The sequence below is a fragment of the Salipiger abyssi genome (assembly GCF_001975705.1).
Taxonomy (GTDB): Bacteria; Pseudomonadota; Alphaproteobacteria; order Rhodobacterales; family Rhodobacteraceae; genus Salipiger; species Salipiger abyssi.
In genome coordinates, this window is sequence record NZ_CP015093.1 from 1,583,869 (window position 1) to 1,604,048 (window position 20,180).

Annotated in this window: 16 protein-coding genes; 12 read left to right on the forward strand and 4 right to left on the reverse strand. The window is 66.9% G+C overall.

What is annotated here, in order from left to right; genetic code table 11:
- Window positions 1-38 precede the first annotated feature (38 nt).
- On the reverse strand, window positions 39-1,427 hold the full coding sequence (ahcY, locus tag Ga0080574_RS11215) for an adenosylhomocysteinase (RefSeq protein WP_076698854.1): 1,389 nt from the start codon (window positions 1,425-1,427) through the stop codon (window positions 39-41).
- 248 nt (window positions 1,428-1,675) lie between these two features.
- Here ahcY and Ga0080574_RS11220 point away from each other — a divergent pair, with 248 nt between their 5' ends.
- The 4 genes from Ga0080574_RS11220 (at window position 1,676) to Ga0080574_RS11235 (ending at window position 3,887) form a co-directional block, all read left to right on the forward strand.
- On the forward strand, window positions 1,676-2,233 hold the full coding sequence (locus Ga0080574_RS11220; protein ID WP_156876349.1) for an FkbM family methyltransferase: 558 nt from the start codon (window positions 1,676-1,678) through the stop codon (window positions 2,231-2,233).
- A gap of 106 nt (window positions 2,234-2,339) precedes the next feature.
- On the forward strand, window positions 2,340-2,936 hold the full coding sequence (locus Ga0080574_RS11225) for an HD domain-containing protein (RefSeq protein WP_076698861.1): 597 nt from the start codon (window positions 2,340-2,342) through the stop codon (window positions 2,934-2,936).
- Window positions 2,933-3,418, forward strand: coding sequence for a GNAT family N-acetyltransferase (locus Ga0080574_RS11230; RefSeq protein ID WP_076698864.1), 486 nt, complete (start codon window positions 2,933-2,935; stop codon window positions 3,416-3,418). Before Ga0080574_RS11225 ends, Ga0080574_RS11230 begins: the two co-directional genes overlap by 4 nt.
- 49 nt (window positions 3,419-3,467) lie before the next feature.
- A complete protein-coding gene (locus Ga0080574_RS11235) occupies window positions 3,468-3,887 on the forward strand; it encodes a GNAT family N-acetyltransferase (RefSeq protein WP_237219360.1) in 420 nt (139 codons plus the stop codon).
- Window positions 3,888-3,952: 65 nt separating this feature from the next.
- On the opposite strand, the gene Ga0080574_RS11240 is transcribed toward Ga0080574_RS11235, so the two are convergent.
- Together Ga0080574_RS11240 and Ga0080574_RS11245 are read right to left on the reverse strand one after the other, a co-directional pair.
- On the reverse strand, window positions 3,953-4,495 hold the full coding sequence (locus Ga0080574_RS11240; protein WP_198039841.1) for an ActR/PrrA/RegA family redox response regulator transcription factor: 543 nt from the start codon (window positions 4,493-4,495) through the stop codon (window positions 3,953-3,955).
- A gap of 91 nt (window positions 4,496-4,586) precedes the next feature.
- Window positions 4,587-5,210 carry an SCO family protein gene (locus tag Ga0080574_RS11245; RefSeq protein ID WP_076698873.1) on the reverse strand — a complete coding sequence of 208 codons (624 nt, stop codon included), beginning with the start codon at window positions 5,208-5,210 and terminating at the stop codon, window positions 4,587-4,589.
- A gap of 86 nt (window positions 5,211-5,296) precedes the next feature.
- Here Ga0080574_RS11245 and regB point away from each other — a divergent pair, with 86 nt between their 5' ends.
- The 8 genes from regB to trxA all read left to right on the forward strand — a co-directional run bounded on the left by regB (window position 5,297) and on the right by trxA (window position 17,139).
- Window positions 5,297-6,691: a sensor histidine kinase RegB gene (gene regB, locus Ga0080574_RS11250; protein ID WP_076698876.1), complete on the forward strand. Its 1,395-nt coding sequence runs from the start codon at window positions 5,297-5,299 to the stop codon at window positions 6,689-6,691.
- A 211-nt stretch (window positions 6,692-6,902) separates the two neighbouring features.
- The gene (locus Ga0080574_RS11255; protein ID WP_237219361.1) at window positions 6,903-8,285 is read left to right on the forward strand and encodes a PAS-domain containing protein; all 1,383 of its coding nucleotides are present in this window, start codon (window positions 6,903-6,905) and stop codon (window positions 8,283-8,285) included.
- A gap of 55 nt (window positions 8,286-8,340) precedes the next feature.
- The gene (gene tsaE, locus Ga0080574_RS11260) at window positions 8,341-8,814 is read left to right on the forward strand and encodes a tRNA (adenosine(37)-N6)-threonylcarbamoyltransferase complex ATPase subunit type 1 TsaE (RefSeq protein ID WP_076698882.1); all 474 of its coding nucleotides are present in this window, start codon (window positions 8,341-8,343) and stop codon (window positions 8,812-8,814) included.
- Window positions 8,811-9,788, forward strand: a complete 978-nt coding sequence (locus Ga0080574_RS11265; RefSeq protein ID WP_076698885.1) for an aminoglycoside phosphotransferase family protein — start codon at window positions 8,811-8,813, stop codon at window positions 9,786-9,788. The genes tsaE and Ga0080574_RS11265 overlap by 4 nt, the downstream gene beginning before the upstream one ends.
- The gene (locus Ga0080574_RS11270; protein WP_076698888.1) at window positions 9,773-10,453 is read left to right on the forward strand and encodes a nucleotidyltransferase family protein; all 681 of its coding nucleotides are present in this window, start codon (window positions 9,773-9,775) and stop codon (window positions 10,451-10,453) included. The genes Ga0080574_RS11265 and Ga0080574_RS11270 overlap by 16 nt, the downstream gene beginning before the upstream one ends.
- The gene (gene addB / locus Ga0080574_RS11275; RefSeq protein WP_076698891.1) at window positions 10,446-13,376 is read left to right on the forward strand and encodes a double-strand break repair protein AddB; all 2,931 of its coding nucleotides are present in this window, start codon (window positions 10,446-10,448) and stop codon (window positions 13,374-13,376) included. The genes Ga0080574_RS11270 and addB overlap by 8 nt, the downstream gene beginning before the upstream one ends.
- Window positions 13,373-16,750, forward strand: a complete 3,378-nt coding sequence (gene addA / locus Ga0080574_RS11280; RefSeq protein ID WP_076698894.1) for a double-strand break repair helicase AddA — start codon at window positions 13,373-13,375, stop codon at window positions 16,748-16,750. Before addB ends, addA begins: the two co-directional genes overlap by 4 nt.
- A 68-nt stretch (window positions 16,751-16,818) precedes the next feature.
- Complete coding sequence (gene trxA / locus Ga0080574_RS11285; RefSeq protein ID WP_076698897.1) at window positions 16,819-17,139, forward strand: thioredoxin; 321 nt, start codon at window positions 16,819-16,821, stop codon at window positions 17,137-17,139.
- A gap of 115 nt (window positions 17,140-17,254) precedes the next feature.
- On the opposite strand, the gene gcvP is transcribed toward trxA, so the two are convergent.
- On the reverse strand, window positions 17,255-20,104 hold the full coding sequence (gene gcvP, locus Ga0080574_RS11290) for an aminomethyl-transferring glycine dehydrogenase (protein ID WP_076698900.1): 2,850 nt from the start codon (window positions 20,102-20,104) through the stop codon (window positions 17,255-17,257).
- Between the last annotated feature and the right edge of the window lie 76 nt (window positions 20,105-20,180).

A 20,180-nucleotide genomic window follows, 5' to 3' on the forward strand; every position in this document is an offset into this window, starting at 1 on the left:
GAATGCCTGCCGGGTGGGCAATCCGCCCACCGCAGGGATCAATAACGGTAATGCTCGGGCTTGAACGGGCCTTCCGGCGTGACACCGATATAGGCGGCCTGCTCGGGCGAGAGCTGGGTCAGCTTCACGCCGATGCGGTCCAGATGCAGGCGCGCGACCTTTTCATCGAGATGCTTGGGCAGGATATAGACCTTGTTCTCGTAATTCTCGCCGTTCTTCCACAGCTCGATCTGAGCGAGCGTCTGGTTGGTGAACGACGCCGACATCACAAAGGACGGGTGGCCCGTGGCGTTGCCGAGGTTCAGCAGGCGGCCTTCGGAGAGCAGGATCAGACGCGAACCCGAGGGCATCTCGATCATGTCCACCTGGTCCTTGATATTGGTCCATTTGTGGTTCTTCAGCGCCGCGACCTGAATTTCGTTGTCGAAATGGCCGATATTGCCGACGATGGCCATGTCCTTCATCTCGCGCATATGCTCGATGCGGATCACGTCCTTGTTGCCGGTGGTGGTGATGAAAATATCGGCGCTGCCGACCACGTCTTCCAGACGCACCACCTCGAACCCGTCCATCGCCGCCTGAAGCGCGCAGATCGGGTCGGCCTCGGTCACCTTGACGCGCGCGCCGGCGCCCGCCAGCGACGCGGCCGAGCCCTTGCCCACATCGCCATAACCGCAGACCACGGCGACCTTGCCTGCCATCATCACGTCGGTGGCGCGGCGGATACCGTCGACCAGCGATTCCTTGCAGCCGTATTTATTGTCGAATTTCGACTTGGTGACAGAGTCGTTCACATTGATCGCCGGGAACGGCAGCTGGCCGCTCTTGTGCAGATCGTAGAGACGATGCACGCCGGTGGTGGTTTCCTCGGAGACGCCCTTGATCTGGTCGCGCACCTTGGTGAACCAGCCCGGGCTCGCCTCCATCCGCTTCTTGATCTGCGCCTTGATGACCTCTTCTTCCTCCGATTGCGGCACCGGGATGATGTCTTCGCCGGCCTCGGCGCGGGCGCCCAGCAGCACGTAGAGCGTGGCGTCGCCGCCATCGTCGAGGATCATGTTGGGCCCGTCCTCGAACTGGAAGGACTTGTCGAGATAATCCCAGTGCTCCTCAAGGCTCTGGCCCTTGATCGCGAAAACCGGTGTGCCGCCCGCAGCGATGGCCGCCGCCGCGTGGTCCTGAGTGGAGAAGACGTTGCAGGAGGCCCAGCGCACATCGGCGCCCAGCGCCACCAGCGTCTCGATCAGGCAGGCCGTCTGGATGGTCATGTGAAGCGAGCCGACAATGCGCGCGCCCTTCAGCGGCTGGTCTTCGCCGAACTCGGCGCGGCAGGCCATCAGGCCCGGCATCTCGGTTTCAGCGATATCCAGCTCTTTGCGGCCGAACTCGGCCAGCGCGATGTCTTTGACAATATAGTCCTGTGCCATGTGCGGCGCTCCGTTCTTCCTTTTTTCGGGTTGGCTTCGGGGTAGCATCCCTTGATTTGGCAAGCAACGTGCATCAAAATATTGAGCAAATAGAACGCTAATTCGGGGTTGGAGCGGTGAATAATGTGGATCCGGTCGCTCCTGAAAACGAATTTGGCCGGTATTATGTGCCCCCCGGGCTCGAAGCACGGCCAGCTGCCCGCGCCGTGCTGGCTGGCGGAGTGTACGAGCCCGACACGATCCGCTTCATGCGCCAACACGCCGGCGATGGCGACATCATCCACGCGGGCACCTTCTTTGGCGATTTCCTGCCGGCACTGTCCGCCGCGATGGCCCCGGAGCGCAGGATCTGGGCCTTCGAGCCCAATCCCGGCAACTACGAAGCCGCCTGCAAGACCATCGCCCTGAACGCTCTGGCGAACGTGACGCTGACCAATGCCGCGCTGTCCAACCGCGAGGAAACCGTGCTGTTCCGCACCCGCGACGAGGACGGCAAGAGCCTGGGCGGCCTGACGCATTTCGTCACCGAAGAGGGGCCGGGCGTCGAGCCGGTAGAGGCGGTCATGCTGGATTTCACCGTTCCGCTTGGCCGCAGGGTGACGATCCTGCAACTTGACGTGGAGGGACACGAAAAGCAGGCGCTGCGTGGCGCCTGGCATCTGATCCATCGCTGGCAGCCGATCCTGATCCTGGAAAATCTCGGACAGGAGCGCTGGATCCAGCGCACGTTCCGTGGCCTGGGGTATCAACAGATCGGCAAGCTGCATGGCAATTTCGTCTATGCCTGCATGCCGATGACGCTCTGACCCATCTCCGCGCGGCAGACGATCCGGGGATGCCCCGTGACGCTTGCTTCGCCCGGCGATCAAGGCGTACTCCATCGGGACACGCATTGACACTCAAGGACCTCGCATGCCCCGCCAACCCCGCGCCTGGCAACGGATGCTCTCGGGCCGCCGGCTCGACCTGCTCGACCCGACCCCGGTGGATATCGAGATCGAGGATATCGCCCACGGGCTTGCATTTGTCGCCCGCTGGAACGGCCAAACCGAGGGCGATTTCCCCTATTCCGTGGCCGAGCATTCGCTGCTGGTCGAGGCGCTGTTCTCGCGGCTTTGCCCCTCGGCGACACCCGCGGCCCGGCTCACCGCGCTGCTGCACGATGCACCGGAATACGTGATCGGCGACATGATCTCGCCGGTGAAGGCGGCGGTGGGCCCCAGCTATGGCGAGCTCGACAAGCGGCTCTCGGCGGCGATCCATATCCGCTTCGGCCTGCCCGCGCTGACGCCGGCGCGGCTGAAGAAACAGATCAAGAAGGCGGATCTGGTCTCGGCCTGGATGGAAGCCACGCAGATCGCGGGCTTTACCGAGGCCGAGGCGACGCGGTTCTTCGGCCGGCCCGCGCCGGAAATGATCGAGGGGCTCGACATCCATCTGCGCCCGCCGGTCGAGGTGCGCCGCGATTTCACCGCCCGCCACGCCGCCCTGCTGGAGTGCCTGCCATGACCATAACAACCCGCCGCGCCGGCCCGCTCGACGCCCGCCCGATGGCCGAACTGCTCAACGAGATCATCGAGATCGGCGGCACCACCGCGATCACCGATCCGGTCAGCCGCGAGGATCTGCTGAGCTGGATGGAGGCCGATCCGCGCTCGATCTGGCATGTGGCCGAGGATGCGGGTGGCCAGCTCATGGGGTTCCAATGGATCGAGCCGCACCGCGACCACGGCGCGACGGTCGGACAGATCGCCACCTTCGCGCGGACCGGCAAGACCGGGCTCGGCATCGGCTCGAAGCTTTTCGAGGCAACCAAGGCGGCGGCGCGCGCGGCAGGCTATGCCTGGATCAATGCCGAGATCCGCGCCGACAACGAGGGCGGGCTGATCTATTACCAGTCGCGCGGCTTCGAGGATTACGGGGTCATCAGGGGCTATGTGATGAGCAACGGCCAGGTCGTGGACAAGGTGCTGAAACGCTATGACCTGTGAAACGGCCCCGCTCCGCATCCGCCCGGCGACACCGGAAGACGCAACCGGCATGAGCCGTCTGCTCACCGCGATCCTGAAGGCGAAAAACAGCCCTCGCCCCTCCGCTCCCGAGGATGTGCTGGCCCGCTACATCGAAGATCCCGACCGCATCGCCTGCACCCTGGCCGAAGCCGGCGGCGAGGTGATCGGCTTCCAGTCCCTGAAACGCGCCCGCGCTGGCAATCCTTACGGTGTGACCCCGGGATGGGGAATCATCGGCACCTATGTGGATGCAAACCACAACGGGCGCGGCATAGGCCGCCGTCTCTTCGATGTCAGCCATCGCGCCGCAATCGAGGCGGGATTGCCCGCCATCGACGCCAGTATCGGCCACGCGAATACAGGCGGGCAGGCCTATTACGAAGCGATGGGGTTCCGGAATTACGGAGAAACGCCCAGCGCCGTGATGAAGAAATTCACCCTGTCCTGAGACCGGTCTTCATCTTTCGATGAAATACTCCCGTCGGAGACAGGCCGCTCAGGCATGGCCCGGCCTTACCTCGGCGAGCGTTTCGCCAGGATGCGTTGCAGCGTGCGCCGGTGCATGTTCAGCCGCCGTGCCGTCTCCGACACGTTGCGGTCGCAGAGTTCATAAACCCGCTGGATGTGCTCCCAGCGCACGCGATCGGCGCTCATCGGGTTTTCCGGCGGCGGCGGAAGCTCGTCGCCGCGCGACAGCAGCGCGTTGGTGATGTCGGTGGCGTCGGCGGGTTTCGACAGGTAATCGGTGGCGCCGATCTTGACCGCGGCCACCGCCGTGGCGATGGCGCCATAGCCGGTCAGCACGACGATGCGGGAATCCGGCCGCCGCTCGCGCAGCACCTCGACCACGTCGAGCCCGTTGCCGTCCTCGAGCCGCAGGTCGACCACCGCATAGGCCGGCGGGCGTGCCGTGGCGATGGCGCTACCCCCGGCCACGGAGCCGGCGGTCTCGACCTCGAAACCGCGCTTTTCCATGGCCTTGGCGAGACGCCGCAGAAACGGCTCGTCATCGTCGACAAGAAGCAGCGAGCGGTCGTCTCCCAGATCTTCGATCATCCGTTCCGACACGACTGTCCCCCCAACTGCTGTTCGACGCTTGGATTTCGGTAATATCCTGCGGCGCGCTAGGGGTCAAATGCGCATGCGATTACATGCGATCAATGAAACAGGCGGCGCGTTCGGCGAGGTCTTCGGGCGGCAGCTCGCGGCGGAAATACTCGACAAAGCCGTATTCGGGCAGCACCAGATAGGTGAAGGTCGAGTGATCGACGAGATAGAATTCGTCATCCGACGGCTGCTTCTTGTAATAGGTCCGGTAGGCCTGGCTCGCCGCCTTGACCTGCTCGGGCGAGCCGGTCAGGCCGATCATCCGCTCGTGGATATTATGGGCGAAATCGCCCACCGCCTCCGGCGTGTCACGCTCCGGATCGATGGAGATGAAGACCGGCGTCACGCTCTTGCCCTGCGCGTCGAGAATATCGACGGCATCGGCGTTGCGCACGGTATCGAGCGGGCAGACATCCGGGCAGAAGGTATAGCCGAAATAAAGCAGCGTCGGCTCGGTGATCACATCCTTGTCGGTCACCGTCTCGCCGGCGGAATTGACCAGCTCGAACGGGCCGCCGATCTGATCGGAGCCGCCGGCGATCACCGCCGTGCGGCAGGGCGCGAAGGGATCGCTCGCCTGATCGCCGGGGCGTGTATAGAACCAGATGCCCCCGATAAGAGCGGCAAGCACGAGGGCGGAGACGGCGGCGATGGTCCAGCGCATGCGGCGTTTTTCCCGGAGCTGATTGCGAAAGCGGTGACGGAGACCTAACAATTGGGCCGGCAGGATCAAGTGACGAAAGCGCGCAGATGAGCCAGACCGACCTGGGATTGCTGGACGAGGACCAGCGCAGCAACTTCATCCGCCTGCGCACCATGATCCTGCTGCGCTGGGTCGCCATCGGCGGCCAGATCATCGCGATCTCGGTGGCGCAGCAGCTCTATGATCTGCGGCTGGAGCTGGGGCTGTGCTATCTCGCCGTGGGCGTGTCGATCATCGGCAACCTCGTGGCGATGTTCATCTTCCCCGAGAACAAGCGCCTGACCGAGAACGAAAACCTGCTCATGGTCATGTTCGACCTGTTGCAGCTCTGCTTTCTGCTGTTCCTCACCGGCGGGCTGAACAATCCGTTCACGCTGCTGGTTCTGGGGCCGGTCACCGTTTCGGCGGCGGCGCTGTCGCTGCGCTCGACCATCCTGCTCAACGTCACCGCCTTTGTGCTGATCACGGTCATGGTGTTCTTTCACCTGCCGCTGCGCACGCTCGACGGCATCACCCTGCAACTGCCGCAGGTCTTCGTCTTTGGCCAGTGGACGGCGATCACCATCGCGCTTGTCTTCATCTCGGTCTATGCGCGCCGCATCACCCGCGAGATGAACGCCATGTCCGACGCGCTCACCGCGACGCAGATGGCACTGTCGCGGGCGCAGAAGCTCAACGATCTCGGCGGCGTGGTGGCGGCGGCGGCGCATGAGCTGGGCACGCCGCTGGCGACGATCAAGCTCACCTCCGCCGAGCTGATCGAGGATCTCGACGACCACCCGGAGCTTCAGGAAGACGCGCGGCTGATCCGCGATCAGGCCGACCGTTGCCGCGATATCCTGCGCGGTATGGGACGCGCCGGAAAGGACGATCTGCATCTGCGCCAGGCGCCGCTGACCGAGGTGATCCGCGAGGCCGCAGAACCGCATGAGAACCGCGGCAAGGAAATCCATGTGGAGGCCGGGCCGGGCCCGGAGGGCGCGCCGCTGCCGCCGCAGATCCTGCGCCGGCCCGAGATCATCCACGGGCTGCGCAACCTGATCCAGAACGCGGTGGATTTCGCCCGCAGCCAGGTCTGGGTCGAGGCGATCTGGGATGCCGGCAGCATCACCGTGCGCATCATCGACGACGGCCAGGGCTTTCCGCCGCATCTCATCGGGCGGCTCGGCGATCCGCTGATGCGCCGCCGCCGCAGCGAGAGCGACCGCCGCACACGCCCGGAATACGAGGGCATGGGGCTGGGGCTGTTCATCGCCAAGACGCTGCTGGAGCGCAGCGGCGCCGAGCTGAGCTTTGCCAATGGGGCCGACCCCTTTATCGGATCTGAAAAGGGCGCGCCCCGCGGCGCCATCGTCGAGGTCGTCTGGCCCAGCAGCAGGATCATCGCGCCCCGCCATGCGCCCGGCACGCCGCTCGGCGAAAACCGTCCGATCGAGATCTGATCCCGTCCGCACAGAGACCTTAACGAGAAATTAACCTTCTCCGTTCAATCATGACGGACGGGGAGAGGTAAACGGAACGGGTTATTTTGTGGATTTTTTAATTGCACTGGCAACCGGGATTGGGGCCGGAGGGGCGGCTTTCATCGGAGGGATGCTGATCGGGCGGGCGCCAAACGCCGCGTCACAAGCGAAACCTCCAGACACACCGCATATGGAACGTACAGAGATACTCGTCTCGGATGGCATGCTGACCGATGCGACCTTGCAGGCCCGGCACCTGCTGGAATGCGGCCCGGCGGAACAGCTCACATGGTCCGAAATCGCCACCGCGCTGCGCCCCTTCTTCGGCCCGCTTCCCGAGGTCCAGCCAACCGAGGCGGCGGTACTGCCGGCCATAGGCGACCCCGAAACGCTACTGACACTCACGCCTGACGGAAACAGGCTGCGCCTGACCTTTATCGGCCCGCCGGCGGGTGTCGGCGAATGCCTGCGCCTGCGTGCCGATCTGCGCGAGCTGTCGCAACTCCGCCATGTGATGGCCCGCACACCCACCCCGATCTGGCAAACCGATTCCACGCGGCAGGTGGTCTGGGGCAACGCCAGTTTCGACGATCTCTGCGCGCGGGCGGAGCTGCCCGACCGCAGCACGCAACCGCTCGATATCCTTCCCGACGACAGCGAGGACATCCATGTCAGCCGCGCCAGCGCAGGTAAGCCCGGCGACGGCAGCCAGTCCTGGTACGAGGTACAATCCTATCGCGTTCCAGAGGGGCGGCTGCATTTCGCGCAGAATATCGACGCGGTGATCCATGCCGAGGCGGCGCAGCGCAATTTCCTGCAAACCCTCACCCGTATCTTCGCGCATCTGCCCATCGCGCTTGCCGTTTTCGACAAGGATCTGCGACTGGTCCTGTTCAACCCGGCGCTGCTCGACCTGACGACGCTGCCGGCGGAATTCCTCAGCGGCCGGCCCAACCTGCTCAGCTTCTTCGATATGCTGCGCGAAAAGCAGATGATGCCCGAGCCCAAGAATTACCGCAGCTGGCGCGACAAGCTGAGCGAGGTCATCGCCGCCGCCAGCAGCGACCTTTATGTCGAAACCTGGAGTCTGCCCTCGGGGCTCACCTACAAGATCACCGGGCGCCCGCATCCCGATGGCGGCGTGGCCTTCCTGTTCGAGGATATCAGCGCCGAGATCTCGCTCACCCGCCGCTTCCGGCAGGAGATCGAGGTCACACAGGCGGTGCTCGACTGTCTCGACGACGCGGTGGCGGTGTTCTCGCAGCTCGGCGTCCTGTCCTTTTGCAACGACCCCTATCGCCAGCTCTGGGACAACGACCCCGACAGCAGCATCGCCGAAATCGGCATCGCCGAGGCCACCCGCGACTGGCAGGCGCGCTGCCGGCCCAGCCCGATCTGGGCGGAGCTGCGCGATTTCACCCTGACCCTGGGCGACCGCGCCGGCTGGGATGCCGAGCTGCAAACGCTCGACGGCCAGCGCCTGCTCTGCCGGGCCGAGCCGCTCAGCGGCGGGGCGACGCTGATCCGGTTCAGCCCCTGCCTCTGCCCGGCGAAAATCCCCGCCGAGGTGTAGGGCGCCGACGCCTGATCCCGCTTGCGCCGCAGCGCGCGCAGGGTATTTTCGCGCCATGACATCACCCCGCGCCGCGCTGACCCTCGCCTCACCCGAAGCGACCTGCTCCCTCGCCACCCGGCTTGCCGACAGGCTGCGACCGGGCGACGTGCTGTTGCTCTCCGGCGGTATCGGCGCCGGCAAGACACATTTCGCCCGCTGCCTGATCCAGGCGCTTCAGGACGCGCCCGAGGATGTGCCCTCGCCCACCTTCACGCTGGTTCAGGTCTACGAGACACGCGCCGGGGAGCTCTGGCATGCGGATCTCTACCGGCTCTCCGATCCCGACCAATGCGCCGAGCTCGGTCTCACCGACGCGTTCGAGACCGCGATCTGCCTGATCGAATGGCCCGACCGGCTGGAGGATCTCGCCCCGCAAGGCGCGCTGTCGCTGGGCTTCGCCATGGACGAGGGTGAGGATGTCAGGCAGCTTGCGCTCGACTGGACCGATCCGCGCTGGGACGAAGTGCTCGCGGGGCTGACCGCATGAGCGCCACCTTTCTCTCAGAGGCCGGCTGGGCAGAGGCCGTGGCTAAACCGCTGGCGGGCGACGCCTCGGCGCGGCGTTACAGCCGCCTGACGCGCGGCGGCGAAACGGCGATCCTCATGGAAGACCCCGAGGGCGACACCGCGCTCTTTGCCCGGCTCGCGCGGCATCTATTGTCTCTGGGGCTCAGCGCGCCGCGCATCCTCGCCGAAGCGCCGAGCCTGCTGCTGATCGAGGATCTGGGCGACGGGCTGGTTGCCCGGCTCGCAACTGATCCGGAGACCGAAAAGCGGCTCTATCTCGCCGCAACTGACGCATTGATCGCCCTGCACCGGCACCCCGCGCCGCCCGATTTGCCGCGCGCCGATCCCGCGCGCCTTGCCGCGATGACTGACCTTGCCTTTGACTGTTATGCGGAAGGTGCCGGCCAGCCCGCCCCTTCCGGCACAAAAGAGGCCTGCGCCGCCGCGTTCGAGGCCGCGCTGGCCACCCACGCGCCCGAGACCGATGTGATGATCCTGCGCGACTACCACGCCGAGAATATCCTCTGGCTGCCCGACCGCGAGGGCGCCGCCCGCGCCGGTCTGCTGGATTTCCAGGATGCGCTTCAGGGGCATCGTGCCTACGATCTCGTCTCCCTGATCGAGGATGCCCGCCGCGATGTGGCCCCTGCCACCGCGGAGGCGGCAATTCGTCACTATCTCACCGCAACCGGCCTTCCCGAACAGCCCTTCCGCGCCGCGCTGGCGGTGCTGGGCGCGCAGCGTAACCTGCGTATCCTCGGTGTCTTCGCCCGGCTTGCGGCAACGCGCGGCAAGCCGCATTACATCGACCTTATCCCCCGGGTCTGGGGGCACCTGCAAACCGACCTGCGCCACCCGGCGCTGGCCAACATCGCAGCATTGCTGCGCGACGCGCTGCCCGCCCCGACCCCGGACATCCTGCAAAGGCTGAAATCCACATGCCCGACGCCCTGATGCTCTTTGCCGCCGGGTTCGGCACCCGCATGGGCGCGCTGACCGCCGACCGCCCGAAGCCGCTGATCGAGGTGGCGGGCAAGCCGCTCATCGACCACGCGCTGGATCTGGCCGAAGGCTATGGCAAGCTGCGCCGGGTGGTCAACGCGCATTACCGCGCCGACCAGCTCGAAGCGCATCTCGCCGGGCGCGACATCGTCGTCGTGCGTGAAGAGCCGGAGATTCTCGACACCGGCGGCGGTCTGCGCGCCGCCCTGCCGTTGCTGGGGCAGGATCCGCTCTTTACGCTCAACACCGATGCGGTCTGGTCCGGCCCCAACCCGCTGCGCCTGCTGGGCAAGGCCTGGGATCCCGCGCGCATGGACGCGCTGCTGCTCTGCGTGCCCATGGCGCGCGCCGTGGGCCGCAAGACCGCCGGCGATTTCAGCATGGACGGCGCCGGCCGGCTGCTGCGCCAGGGCGATCTCGTTTATACCGGCGCGCAGATCCTCACGACCGGCGGGCTGGCCAATATCCCCGATCGCGTGTTTTCGCTGAACCGCCTCTGGAACGTCATGCACGAAGAGGGCCGGCTTTTTGGCCTGCCCTATCCCGGCTACTGGTGCGATGTCGGCCATCCCGAGGGCATCCGGCTCGCCGAAGAGATGCTGGGCGCCGATGTTTGAGCGCTCTGCCACCCCGCGCGTCTTCGCGCTCGCCCCCGGTGTCGATTTCCCGGCGGCGCTGGTCGCCGGCCTGCGCGCCCGCATGGAAGGGCAGCCGCCCGAGGCCATGGCGCGGGCCGAGCTGATCGTGAACACCACCCGCATGGCGCGGCGCATCCGGCAGATCTTTGACCAGGGGCCGGCCACGCTGCTGCCGCGCATCCGGCTCTTGGGCAATGTCGCCGACCCGATCGCGCTGGCGCATCTGCCGGCGCCGGTCTCGCCGCTGCGGCGGCGGCTGGAGCTGACCGGGCTGGTGTCGAAACTGCTCGACGCGCAGCCCGATCTCGCGCCGCGCAGCACGCTGTTCGACCTCGCCGACAGCCTCGCCACGCTGATGGACGAGATGCAGGACGAGGGCGTCTCGCCCGACGATATCGCGGCGCTGGATGTGAGCGATGAATCCGGCCACTGGCAGCGGGCGCTCAGCTTTTTCAACATCGTGCAGCGTTATTTCGAGGACGGGGACGAGGCGCCGGACACCGTCGCCTTTCGCCGTTTTGCGCTGGAACAGAGACTGAAAGACTGGGAAACGCAGCCGCCGCAGCACCCGGTGATCCTGGCCGGCTCCACCGGCTCGCGCGGGATGACCAACCGGCTGATGCAGGCGGTGGCACGGCTGCCGCAGGGCGCACTGGTGCTGCCCGGCTTCGATTTCGACACGCCCGAGGCGGTCTGGGACGGGCTCACCGATGCGCTCTCGGGCGAGGATCACCCGCAGTTCCGTTTTGCCCGGCTGATGCGCGAGCTGGATCTGCGCCCGGGCGACATTGCCCACTGGACCGAACAGGCAGCGCCCAGCCCCGGGCGCAACCGGCTGATCTCGCTGGCGCTGCGGCCCGCGCCGGTCACCGATCAATGGCGGGACGAGGGGCCGGGCCTGCCCGATCTGACCGAGGCCACCACCGAGCTGACGCTGGTCGAGGCACCCACCCAGCGCGACGAGGCCACCGCCATCGCGCTGCGCCTGCGTCAGGCTGCCGAGGACGGCGTGACCGCCGCGCTGATCACCCCCGACCGGATGCTGACCCGGCAGGTGACGGCGGCGCTCGACCGCTGGGGCATCCTGCCCGACGACAGCGCCGGCACGCCGCTACAACTGACCCCGCCGGGCCGGTTCCTGCGCCATGTTTCGACCCTGTTCCAGCAGGATCTGACCGCCGAGACGCTGCTCACCCTGCTCAAGCATCCGCTCACCCATAGCGGCCACGCGCGCGGCGAGCACCTCCGCGCCACCCGCGAGCTGGAGCTGCATATCCGCCGCAAATCCTGGCCCTATCCGCAGCCCGAGCAGCTGCGCGCCTGGGGCGTGGCGGCGAAACAGGAGGCCTGGGCGGAATGGGTTGCCGCCTGTTTCTGCCATCCACCGCAACACGGCACCCGCCCACTTGCCGACTGGATCGAAGACCATCTGTCCCGCGCCGAGAGCATCGCCGCCGGGCCGCAGGGTACGGATTCCGAGCTCTGGAAAGAGGCCGCCGGGCGCAAGACCCGCGCGGTGATCGAAGATCTGCGCGACGAGGCCGGGTACGGCACCGATCTGGACGCGCGCGACTATGCCGACCTCTTTGGCGCGGTGCTTTCGGGACACGAGCTGCGCGACCGTGATGCGCCGCATCCGCGCATCCTGATCTGGGGCACGCTGGAGGCGCGGGTGATGGGCGCCGATCTGCTGATCCTCGGCGGGCTGAACGAAGGCAGCTGGCCCGAGCTGCCCGGCGCCGACCCCTGGCTGAACCGGCGGATGCGGCACCGCGCGGGCCTTTTGGTGCCGGAACGGCGCATCGGGCTGGCCGCGCATGACTTTCAGCAGGCGGTGGCCGCGCCGCAGGTCTGGCTGACCCGCGCGCTGAAATCCGACGATGCGGAAACCGTGCCCTCGCGCTGGCTGAACCGGCTGATGAACCTGATGAACGGGCTGCCCGACCGGGACGGGCCGCAGGCGCTGAAGGACATGCGCGCGCGCGGCGGCCATTGGCTGGCGCTGGCCCGCGCGCTGGAAAAGCCCGTGCCCTGTGCCCCGGCGCCGCGCCCTTCGCCGGCCCCACCGCTGGCGGCGCGGCCGCGCACGCTCTCGGTCACCGAGATCAAGCATCTGATCCGTGACCCCTTCCACATCTATGCCAAGCGGGTGCTGCGGCTCACGCCGCTCAATCCTCTGCAACGTGCCCCAGACGCGCTGCTGCGTGGCACGCTGATCCACCGCGTGCTGGAGGAGTTCGTCAAGGAAAGCGTCTCTGATCCGGTGCAACTCAGTGTCGAGGCGCTGCTGCGCAAGACCGACGCCATCATCTGCGATCCGCAGATCGTGCCCTATCCGACAACGCGCCATCTCTGGCGCGCGCGGCTGGCCAAGATCGCGCTCTGGTTCACCGAGACCGAGCGCGCGAGACAGGCGGTGGCCACGCCCGCGCATTACGAGATCATGGGTCATGGCGAGATTCCGCAGCTCGGTTTTACCCTGCGCGGCAAGGCCGACCGGATCGACATCGACGCGCGCGGCGGTGCGCATCTTTACGATTACAAGACCGGCGCCGCCCCCAGCCCCAAGGAGCAGCGCTATTTCGACAAGCAGCTGCTGCTCGAAGCCGCCATGGTCGAGCGCGGTGCCTTCCGCGAGCTTCAGCCGCGCCACACCGAACGCGCGGTGTTCGTCTCGGTCGCGGCCAGTCCCAAGGAGGTGCCGGCGCCGCTCGACGAAATGCCAGCCGCGCAGGTCTGGGCCGAGTTCGAGACGCTCATGACCCGCTGGGCGGAACCGGAGCGCGGCTATACCGCCCGCGCCGCGCTGCTCAAGGAAAAGGATGTGTCCGAATACGATCACCTCGCCCGCTTCGGCGAATGGGACGTGATCGACGAGGCGCAGCGCGAGGTGCTGGAATGAAGCGCGACGAGGCCACCGAAGCGCAGGTACGCGCCGCGCGCCCCGACTGTTCGACCTGGCTCTCGGCCAATGCCGGCTCGGGCAAGACCCGGGTGCTGACCGACCGGGTGGCGCGGCTGCTGCTCGACGGGGTGCTGCCGGAACACATCCTGTGCCTGACCTACACCAAGGCCGCCGCGACCGAGATGCAGAACCGGCTGTTCCGCCGGCTCGGCGCCTGGGCGATGCTGGAGGACGAGGCGCTGCGCGACGAGCTGCGCCAGCTCGGGCTCGACGGGCCGCTGCCGCCCGACCGGCTGGCTGGCGCCCGAACGCTCTTTGCCCGCGCCATCGAGACGCCGGGCGGGCTGCGCATCCAGACCATTCACTCCTTCTGCGCCTCTCTGCTGCGGCGCTTTCCGCTGGAGGCCGGCGTCTCGCCGCAGTTCCACGAGATGGAGGACCGCGCCGCGCAGATCCTGCGTGCCGATGTGCTCGACCGGCTGTCCGAGGGCGCCCACGGTCATCTGGTCGCCGATCTGGCCGGCTGGCTGAGCGACGAGCCGGAGAAGCTTCTGGCCGAAATCTGCGGAAACAGAGACGCATTTCTGCCCGCCCGCTCACGCGAGGCGCTGTTTGCGCTCTACGATCTCGCCCCCGACGACAGCCGCGAGGCGCTGCTGGCGCGGGTGTTCCTCGGCGGCGAAATGGCGCTGCTGGAGGCGATGGTGCCGGCGCTCTCCGGATCGGGCGCCAACGACCAGAAAGCCGCCGCGCAGTTGGCGCGTATCACCGCGCCCGATCTCGACGCGCTGGAGATCCTCGAGTCGGTACTGCTGACCGGCAAGGGCGCCAAGGAGCCGTTCACTGCCAAGCTCGGAAAATTCCCCACCAAGGGGCTGCAAAACGGCGCGCTGGCGCCGCATATGGGCGCGCTCGAAGACCTCATGCGCCGGGTGGAATCCGCCCGCGAGACCCGGCTCGCGCTGGCCGCCGCCGAGCGCGAGCTGGCGCTGCACCGCTTCGCGCAGGCGTTTCTGCCCGCCTATGAGGCCGAGAAACAGCGGCGCGGCTGGCTCGATTTCGACGATCTGGTGACCCGCGCGCGCGATCTGCTGTCCGATGACCGGGTGGCGGAATGGGTGCTTTACCGGCTCGATGGCGGCATCGACCACATTCTGGTGGACGAGGCGCAGGACACCAGCCCGGTGCAATGGCAGGTGATCGAGCGGCTGGCGCATGAGTTCACCAGCGGCGAGGGCGCGCGCGCCGATGTGCGGCGCACGATCTTTGTGGTGGGCGACAAGAAACAGTCGATCTACAGCTTTCAGGGCGCCGATCCACGCGAATTCGACCGCATGTGCGACGAGTTCGCCGAGCGGCTGAAACGCACCGACGCGCCGCTGAGCCGGATGATGCTGGAATACAGCTTTCGCTCGGCCGAGCCGATCCTGCGGCTGGTCGACAACACCTTTGACGGGCGCGAGGCGGCGGGGTTTTCGCAGGACCAGAAACACCGCGCCTTCAAATCCGAGATGCCCGGACGGGTGGATCTCTGGCCGCATGTTGAGCCCGGCAAGGAGGAGGAAGACGAGACCGACTGGTTCGAGCCGGTCGACCGGGTGGGCGAGCGTCATCACGCGGTGATCCTCGCCAACCGCGTCGCGGGGTTCATCGAAAAGACCCTCGGCACGCCGCTGCCCGAAGAGATCGGCTTCAGCGGCCAGTACCGCACCCGTCCCGCCCATGCCGGCGATTTCCTGATCCTGGTGCGCGGGCGCGGCACGCTCTTTACCGAGATCATCCGCGCCTGCAAGCAGCGCGCCCTGCCCATCGCCGGCGCCGACCGGCTCAAGGTGATGTCCGAGCTGGCGGTGAAGGATATCGGTGCGCTGCTGAGCTTTCTCGCCACGCCCGAGGACGACCTGTCGCTCGCCACCGCGCTGCGCTCGCCGCTCTTCGGTCTGGGCGAGCAGGATCTGTTCACCCTGGCGCAGCCGCGCGACGGCTATCTCTGGGCCGCTTTGCGCGGAAACAGAGACGCATATCCTCAGGTGATGGCGGTGCTCGACGATCTGCGGAGCAAGGCGGATTTCCTGCGCCCCTTCGATCTGATCGAGCGCATCCTGACCCGGCACGAGGGCCGGCAGAAGCTGCTCGGACGGCTGGGAGAAGAGGCCGAGGACGGCATCAATGCGCTGATCGGGCAGGCGCTGGCCTATGAGCAGACCGAGGTGCCCTCGCTCACCGGGTTCCTGGAATGGATGCAGACCGACGATCTGGAGATCAAGCGCGCGCCCGACAGCGCCGGGGCACGGATCAGGGTGATGACGGTGCATGGCGCCAAGGGGCTGGAAGCGCCCATCGTCATCCTGCCGGACTGCGCCGAGCCCAATGCTCAGATCCGCGACAGCCTGCTCGATGGCGACACCGGCACCGTGTGGAAGGCCAGCGCCGAGGCGCAGCCACGGGTGCAGGCCGAGGCGCTGGAGCGGGCGAAAGACGCCAATCAGCGCGAACGCGACCGGCTGCTTTACGTGGCGCTGACCCGGGCGGAGAAATGGCTGGTGGTCGCCGCCGCCGGCAGGCTGGGGGCGCAGGGCAATGCCTGGTACGATCAGGTTCGGCTGGGCATGGAGCGCTCCGGCGCGGAGCCTGCCACCTTCGATTTCGGCGCCTGGGGCGCGGATGAGGGGCTGCGGCTGGGGCAGGCCGACTGGAGCGCGCTGCCGCACGAACCCGCGCCGGAGATCCTGCGGCAGGAGGCGGCCCTGCCGGATCTTTTCCGCCAGCCCGCGCCGCTGCCGGGCGCTCTGTTGGAATCCGTCTCGCCCTCGGCGCTCGGCGGCGCCAAGGCGCTGGCCGGGGAAGACGGCGAGGATGTCGAGGCCGCCATGCTGCGCGGCACCGTGCTGCACCTGCTGCTGGAACACCTCTCGGCCCTGCCCCCCGATGCCCGGCCCGCCGCCGTGCCGCATGTGCTGGCCATCGCCGAGGAGCTGCCCGAGGACACCGAAACGCTTGCGAGCGAAGCGCTGGCGGTGCTGGCCGCAGACACGCTGACGCCGTTCTTTGCCCCCGACAGCCTCGCCGAAGTGCCGCTCACCGCCGAGATCGCGCCGGTCGGGCGCATTCACGGCATCATCGACCGGCTGATCGTCACCCCGGACAAGGTGATCGCGGTGGATTTCAAATCCAACCGCACCGTGCCGGCCACCGCAGCGGACACGCCCGAGGGGCTGCTGCGCCAGATGGGCGCCTATGCGGCGGCGCTGGCCCAGCTCTATCCGGGGCGCGAGATCGAAACCGGGCTGATCTGGACGGCGACGCAGAACTATATGTCACTGCCACACGATCTTGTGTCTGCGGCACTGGCGCGCGCTACGACCGCTTGACGACTCCCCGGCCCCTACCTACCTTCGCCTCCCAAGATACTGGCTGCCAAACCCGCAAGGAGATTCCAATGGCCACCGTTCCCGTCACCGACGCGACTTTCGATGAGGAAGTGAAAGGCTCCGACATTCCCGTCGTGGTCGATTTCTGGGCCGAATGGTGCGGCCCCTGCAAGCAGATCGGCCCGGCGCTCGAAGAGCTGGCCGAACAGTATGAAGGCAAGATCAAGGTTGCCAAGGTCGATGTCGACAACAACCACGGCGTGGCGGCTGCGCTCGGCGTGCGCGGCATCCCGGCGCTGTTCATCTTCAAGGATGGCGAAGTGATCTCGAACCGCACCGGCGCCGCGCCCAAGGCCTCGCTGGAAAGCTGGATCAAAGAGTCGATCTGAGCCTCTCTCACCGCAAAAAGACAAAATGCGCCTCCATCCGGGGGCGCATTTCTTATGTGACGCGGGCAAAAGAAGGACGGGCAAGCCTGCCCGCCCCGGTATGTGCTGCGGCAGACTACTCCGCCGCGTCGGCGTAATCCGACATCGGCGGGCAGGTGCAGACCAGGTGCCGGTCGCCATAGACATTGTCCACCCGGTTGACCGGCGGCCAGTATTTGTCGACCCGGAAGGCGCCCGGCGGGAAACAGCCCTGCTCGCGCGAATAGGGCCTGTCCCAGTCGCGCACGAGGTCTTCCATCGTGTGGGGGGCGTGTTTCAGCGGGTTGTTCTCCGCATCGACCCTGCCCTCTTCGATGGCGCGGATCTCCTCGCGGATCGCCAGCATCGCGTCGCAGAAGCGGTCGAGCTCCGCCTTGGTCTCAGATTCCGTCGGCTCCACCATCAGCGTGCCCGCCACCGGCCAGCTCATGGTCGGCGCGTGAAAGCCGCAATCGACCAGCCGCTTGGCGATATCCTCCACCGTGACGCCCGCCGATTTCTCGAAGGGGCGCACATCGAGGATGCACTCATGCGCCACCCGCCCCTTGGGGCCGGTATAGAGGATCTCGTAGGCGCCGGAGAGCCGCGCCGCGATGTAATTGGCGTTGAGGATCGCCGCCCGCGTCGCCTGGGTCAGCCCCTCGCCGCCCATCATCAGGATATAGCCCCAGGAGATCGGCAGCAGCGAGGGCGAGCCGAAGGCCGCCGCCGAAACCGGCCCGGCCACGCCGCCGGTCAGCGGATCGGCGGGCAGATGCGGCACCAGATGCTCCTTGACGCCGATCGGACCCATGCCGGGGCCGCCGCCGCCATGCGGAATGCAGAAGGTCTTGTGCAGGTTGAGGTGGCTCACATCGCCGCCCAGATCGCCGGGCCGCGACAGGCCGACCATGGCGTTCATATTGGCGCCGTCGATATAGACCTGCCCGCCATGCTCATGGGTGATGGCGCAGACCTCCTTCACGGTCTCCTCGAACACGCCATGGGTCGAGGGGTAGGTGATCATGCAGGCCGCCAGCCTGTCGGAATGCTGCTCGGCCTTGGCGCGGAAATCGTCGAGGTCGATGGAGCCCTGATCGTCGCATTTCACCGCGACGACAGTCCAGCCCACCATATGCGCCGAGGCCGGGTTGGTGCCATGGGCATTGACCGGAATCAGGCAGACATCGCGCTGGCCTTCGCCCCGCGCCCGCTGCCAGGAGGCGATGGTCAGAAGACCCGCGTATTCCCCCTGCGCGCCGGAATTGGGCTGCATGGAAAACGCATCGTAGCCGGTGATCGCGCAGAGCTTCTCCGACAGATCGCCGATCATCTCGGCATAGCCGCGCGCCTGATCGGCGGGGGCATAGGGGTGCAGATTGGCGAATTCGCGCCAGCTCACCGGCATCATCTCGGCGGCGGCGTTGAGCTTCATCGTGCAGGAGCCGAGCGGGATCATCGCCCGGTCGAGCGCCAGATCGCGGTCGGCGAGACGGCGCATGTAGCGCATCATCTCGGTCTCGGCACGGTTCATCTGAAAGATCTCGTGGCCGAGATACCCGCTCTCGCGCAGCAGCGCGTCGGGCAGCCGGTATTCCGCGGCCCCGTCCTCGTCCTTGCGCACGAGACCAAAGGCGCGCCACACCGCTTCGATGGTGGCGGGCCGCGTGGCCTCGTCCAGCGTGATGCCCACCTTGGTCTTGCCGACCCGGCGCAGGTTCACGCCCTCCTTGACCGCGGCCTGCAATACGCCGCGCTGCAACAGCCCGACTTCCACGGTGATCGTGTCGAAAAACGCCTCCGGCTCGACGGCAAACCCCGCCTCCTCCAGCCCCTTGGCCAGCCGCGCGGTCTTGAGATGGATGCGCTGCGCAATGGCCTTGAGCCCCTCGGGGCCGTGGAACACCGCATAAAAGCCCGCCATCACCGCCAGCAGCGCCTGCGCGGTGCAGACGTTGGAGGTGGCTTTCTCGCGGCGGATATGCTGCTCGCGGGTTTGCAGCGCCAGCCGGTAGGCGCGGTTGCCGTGGCTGTCCACCGAGACACCGACGATGCGCCCGGGCATGGCGCGCTTATAGGCGTCCTTCGTCGCCATATAGGCCGCGTGCGGGCCGCCATAGCCCAGCGGCACGCCGAAACGCTGGGTCGAGCCCACGGCGATATCGGCGCCCATCGCGCCCGGCTCCTTCACCAGACACAGCGCCATGATATCGGCGGCCACGATGCCCACCGCCTTGGCCGCATGCAGCGCCTCCATCTCGGCGGAGACATCGCGCAGCCCGCCGAACGTGCCGGGATACTGGAAGATCGCGCCGAACACGGTGTCGGCCTCCAGCGTCTCCGGCGCGCCGACGATCACCTCGATCCCCAGCGGCGCGGCGCGGGTCTGCATCACCGCGATGTTCTGCGGATGACAGTTCTCGTCCACGAAAAACGCCTTGGCCTTGGATTTCGCCACGCGCATGGCCATGGTCATCGCCTCGGCGCAGGCGGTGGCCTCGTCGAGCAGCGACGCATTGGCGATCTCCAGCCCGGTCAGGTCGCTGACCATGGTCTGGTAGTTCAGCAGCGCCTCGAGCCGACCCTGCGAGATCTCCGGCTGATAGGGCGTATAGGCGGTGTACCAGGCCGGGTTCTCGAAGATATTACGCTGGATCGCCGGCGGCGTGATCGTGCCGTGATAGCCCTGGCCGATCAGCGAGGTCAGCACCTTGTTGCGGCCAGCCACCTCTTCGAGCCGCCACAGCATCTCGCGTTCCGAAAGCGGCGCGCCGAAATCGAGCGCCGCCGCCTGGCGGATGCCCTGCGGCACGGTCTCGGCGATCAGCGCGTCGAGATCGGCGACCCCGAGCGCGGCGAACATCGCCTCCATCTCGGCGGGCGACGGCCCGATATGGCGCCGGTTGGCGAAATCGTAGGGGAGATAGTCGGTCGGGGTGAAAGCCATGTCTGTCCGTCCAGAATGTCCAGCATCGGGGCGGAGGGACTCCCCCGCCCTTTCATCTTTCTAAAAATACTCGAAT

Coding starts and splice junctions, on each gene's coding strand:
- ahcY (WP_076698854.1), bottom strand. CDS start 1,427: ATGGCACAGGACTATATTGTCAAAGACATCGCGCTGGCCGAGTTCGGC.
- Ga0080574_RS11220 (WP_156876349.1), top strand. CDS start 1,676: ATGCGCCAACACGCCGGCGATGGCGACATCATCCACGCGGGCACCTTC.
- Ga0080574_RS11225 (WP_076698861.1), top strand. CDS start 2,340: ATGCCCCGCCAACCCCGCGCCTGGCAACGGATGCTCTCGGGCCGCCGG.
- Ga0080574_RS11230 (WP_076698864.1), top strand. CDS start 2,933: ATGACCATAACAACCCGCCGCGCCGGCCCGCTCGACGCCCGCCCGATG.
- Ga0080574_RS11235 (WP_237219360.1), top strand. CDS start 3,468: ATGAGCCGTCTGCTCACCGCGATCCTGAAGGCGAAAAACAGCCCTCGC.
- Ga0080574_RS11240 (WP_198039841.1), bottom strand. CDS start 4,495: ATGATCGAAGATCTGGGAGACGACCGCTCGCTGCTTCTTGTCGACGAT.
- Ga0080574_RS11245 (WP_076698873.1), bottom strand. CDS start 5,210: ATGCGCTGGACCATCGCCGCCGTCTCCGCCCTCGTGCTTGCCGCTCTT.
- regB (WP_076698876.1), top strand. CDS start 5,297: ATGAGCCAGACCGACCTGGGATTGCTGGACGAGGACCAGCGCAGCAAC.
- Ga0080574_RS11255 (WP_237219361.1), top strand. CDS start 6,903: ATGGAACGTACAGAGATACTCGTCTCGGATGGCATGCTGACCGATGCG.
- tsaE (WP_076698882.1), top strand. CDS start 8,341: ATGACATCACCCCGCGCCGCGCTGACCCTCGCCTCACCCGAAGCGACC.
- Ga0080574_RS11265 (WP_076698885.1), top strand. CDS start 8,811: ATGAGCGCCACCTTTCTCTCAGAGGCCGGCTGGGCAGAGGCCGTGGCT.
- Ga0080574_RS11270 (WP_076698888.1), top strand. CDS start 9,773: ATGCCCGACGCCCTGATGCTCTTTGCCGCCGGGTTCGGCACCCGCATG.
- addB (WP_076698891.1), top strand. CDS start 10,446: ATGTTTGAGCGCTCTGCCACCCCGCGCGTCTTCGCGCTCGCCCCCGGT.
- addA (WP_076698894.1), top strand. CDS start 13,373: ATGAAGCGCGACGAGGCCACCGAAGCGCAGGTACGCGCCGCGCGCCCC.
- trxA (WP_076698897.1), top strand. CDS start 16,819: ATGGCCACCGTTCCCGTCACCGACGCGACTTTCGATGAGGAAGTGAAA.
- gcvP (WP_076698900.1), bottom strand. CDS start 20,104: ATGGCTTTCACCCCGACCGACTATCTCCCCTACGATTTCGCCAACCGG.